Raw genomic sequence first — 3,376 nt, forward strand, 5'->3', positions numbered from 1 at the left:
TTTCGGGGGGGCGTAGATCTGCACAACGCCGCCGGCCTCACGGACTTCCAGTTCCGGCAGCGTCCGTGGCGGCGGTCGCAACTGTGACCGCACCACCTCGCCGGTCATGGCGAAGACAGTCCGGTGACAGGGGCAGTTCAGGCGCCGCACCGCAGCGTCCAACGCCAGCTGGAATCCCTGATGTGTGCAGACACCGGAAACGGCGCGCACCTGGCCGCCGACACGTTCCACGAATCCGGTCACAGTGCCGAGGTCGAACGTGCGTATTCCTCCTTCCGGCAGGTCCTGGCTGGTCGCGACGGTCCACCAGGCCCCGACGTTGGGCACCACCGTGCCGCCCGCCGCAACGACGGTTTCCGCTGCGGGGCCGCCGTCCTCCCACAGGTGCTCGAGGCCGGCGCCGATGGCGGCCGCACCGGCAGCCACCGACGTCCCCTGCACGAATCGCCGACGCGTTCCGGCCCGCCGTGGCGCCGCCGCACCGTCACCTGCCAGACCGTCACCTGCAGATCCACAGCCCTCAGGTTCCCCCCGGGCGGACGCCAGCCGTTGGTGCAGCTCCGCGATGAACTCCGCGCGGGGCGCGTCACCGCCCGGCTGCGCGGCCCGTAGCACGATCGCCGTCCGTAGCGGCGCGACATCCTCGGGTTTGGCGCGGAACGGCGTCGGGCGACGTTCACCAATCAGATCGTCAATGAACCTCCGCGCGCCGCGCATCCTCACCTCTCCGTCCTCTGGGCGACCTCGGCCGCATAGCGCAAGGCCCGGTGTTGGAGGACCTTTGCGTTCGCCACACTCACCCCCAGCTCGGCCGCTGCCTCTCGGACCGAATGCGAGTCCAGGAACCGCAGCCGGAGGATGCGCTGGTACCGCGGCGGCAACTCCGTCAGGATGGCCTCGGCCCGCGCGGGCGCGTCCAGCCAGACGGCCGGGTCGCCGAACGCCGTCTGCGCGCGCTCCTCATCAAGAGTGGTGATTTCCAGGCCGAGCGTGCGCCGCCAGTGCGCAGCCAGGACCGTGCGGGCGGTCGCAAGCAGGTATGCCCGTACCTCACCGACACTTGCCGAGACTCGCAGCGGACGCAGCGCAGCCATGAAGACCTCGGCTGTCAGGTCCTCAGCGTCCGCCCGGTTACCGACCTTCGCGTACATGATCCGGTACATCCGGTCCGTATTGTCACGGTAGATCTCCTCCCAGCCCGAGTAGGTGTCGTCGGACACCACGTGCAGATGCGGCACCGGGGACGGCGGCTCGTCGCCGGCATTCTCACCGGGCTCCGCTTCGACGCGAGCCTGCTGCGCCGCGCCCGATGACCGACGCCGGATCCACGACATCCCATCCACCACTGGGCGTCACCGCTCCACCGTTGCACTCGTCGCCGACGTTTTCCTTCACCCATCAGATAGCCAGCGGGGTTACACCTTCGACAAGAGGATCATGTTCAGGCGGGACAGCGGGCCGCTGTGTCACACTCATGACGTCACACTTATGACCTTTGGTCCTACCCGGCCCCGATGGTTCGGGTTCGAGCGGTAACCATGGTCGCGGCCGATCGGCATTGGGGGACAGCTTGCCACTGAGTCGCCGGGCACTGCTGGCGGCTGGCGTGGCCGGTCCGTTTCTTGTTGGCTGCGCCGCGCCGCACGGCGGATCGCCCGGCGTGCCGGAGCCCGTCTCCACCCGACCATGGCGGGGGCGTCGGGGGCTGCCGCGGCCCGATCCGCCCGGGTCGGTGGGTGCCGTGTCCTCGACCCGCCCGGTGCCGGCCAGCCCGACAGCGACACCGACACCGACAGCGACACCGACACCGGTGGCGGGTGGGGTGACCCGCGATGAGGTGATCGCCCGCTACGGTTCCATCCGGCCTGTCGCCTGGGGCCTCGACGTTCCCGGCGTGACCACGATGTTGCCGCCCACCACGGGCAGGACGATCGCGTTGACGTTCGATGCGTGTGGCGGGCCGCTCGGCAGCGGTTACGATCAGGAGCTGATCGATTTCCTTCGTCGGCAGCGGGTGCCCGCCACTCTTTTCCTCAACTCCCGCTGGATTGACGCCAACCGTCCGGTCTTCACCGAGCTCGCAGCCGATCCGCTGTTCGAGATCGCCAACCACGGCACACAACATCGCCCGCTGTCGGTGTCCGGTCAGTCCGCTTACGGGATCATGGGTACACATGATGCCGGCGAGGTGTTCGACGAGGTCGCCGGAAACCGGGACAAACTGAGCGCGCTCCTCGGACGTCCGCCGCGGTTCTTTCGGGCGGGCACGGCACACTGCGACGACATCGCGACGCGTATCGTGGCAGACCTCGATGAACACATCGTCAACTTTGACGTCAACGGCGATGCCGGGGCGACCTACCCGCCCGACCAGGTTGAGAAGGCCGTTCTCACGGCACGACCGGGATCCATCATCATCGGCCATATGAACCATCCTGCGGGCGGTACCGCCAAGGGGATGGCCGCCGCGCTGCCCCGACTGAGCGGAGCCGGCTTCCGCTTCGTCCGACTCTCCGACTGCCTGATCTCGAAGTGCTCTGCCTGAGAGCGCTTGACCGCCTGACGGCTTGACCGTCTGAACGGGCCGGAGAACCGGTTGAGGTTGATCGGACCGAGGTACGCCGTCACGTCCCGTTCTGACCTACCGCGGCCAATCCGCGTCGCTGTGATGGCAGACTACGGGTCATTGACGACAGGAGGATCCCGATGATGGGGCGGCGCGGGCCGGCTGCCTGCTGCTTGTCCTGCACTGCGGCAGGGCTGGTGGTCCTGTTCCCTGCCGTCCGGTCCGCCGGAAGAACGTGACCATTCCCGCCGGGCTGGCCCCCGGAGATCCGGAACGGATCGGCCCCTACCGTCTTCTCGGTCGGCTCGGTGCCGGGGGCATGGGCATCGTCTACCGGGCCGAGGATCCCCACGGTCGGGTGGTCGCAGTCAAGGTCATCCGTTCCGAGATCGCCAGCGACCCCAAGTTCCGCGCGTTGTTCCGGCGGGAGGCCAGGAACGCCCAGCGGGTCGCGCCGTCATGTACCGCTGCGGTCTTGGACGTCAATGCCGAAGCCGAGCAGCCGTACATCGTCACCGAATTTGTCGACGGTCCGACGCTCAGCGTGGTGGTCGAACGCGACGGTCCGCTCCGAGGCGCCGAGCTCCATCAACTTGCGGTGGCGGTCGCGGTCGCGATGATCGGTATTCACACCGCCGGGATCGTGCACTGCGATCTCAAGCCGTCGAACGTGCTGTTGCCGTCGTATCGCAGCCCGCGGGTCATCGATTTCGGAGTCTCCCGTGCCGTGGACGCCACGACCGCGGCCACCCAGCAGACAGGCCTGTTCGGCACGCCGGCGTTCATGGCGCCGGAGCAGATCAAGAGATA

General features: G+C 68.2%; 4 protein-coding genes. 2 read left to right on the forward strand and 2 right to left on the reverse strand.

The annotated features are described in order from the left end of the window. Together U9980_RS25570 and U9980_RS25575 are read right to left on the reverse strand one after the other, a co-directional pair. A partial coding sequence (locus U9980_RS25570) for a Rieske (2Fe-2S) protein (protein WP_322770266.1) occupies positions 1-717 on the reverse strand: 717 nt, incomplete at its 3' end. A 2-nt stretch (positions 718-719) separates the two neighbouring features. Further along, on the reverse strand, positions 720-1,334 hold the full coding sequence (locus U9980_RS25575; protein ID WP_322770267.1) for a sigma-70 family RNA polymerase sigma factor: 615 nt from the start codon (positions 1,332-1,334) through the stop codon (positions 720-722). A 488-nt stretch (positions 1,335-1,822) separates the two neighbouring features. Here U9980_RS25575 and U9980_RS25580 point away from each other — a divergent pair, with 488 nt between their 5' ends. Then, entirely contained in the window at positions 1,823-2,545 is a 723-nt protein-coding gene (locus tag U9980_RS25580; protein WP_322770268.1) for a polysaccharide deacetylase family protein, read from the forward strand. Between the two features lie 256 nt (positions 2,546-2,801). Beyond that, positions 2,802-3,376, forward strand: a 575-nt coding sequence (locus U9980_RS25585; protein WP_322770269.1) for a serine/threonine-protein kinase, incomplete at its 3' end; no start/stop codon positions are given.

Origin of the sequence: Protofrankia sp. Cr1, from assembly GCF_963555865.1 — a bacterium.
Lineage (GTDB): Bacteria > Actinomycetota > Actinomycetes > Frankiales > Frankiaceae > Protofrankia.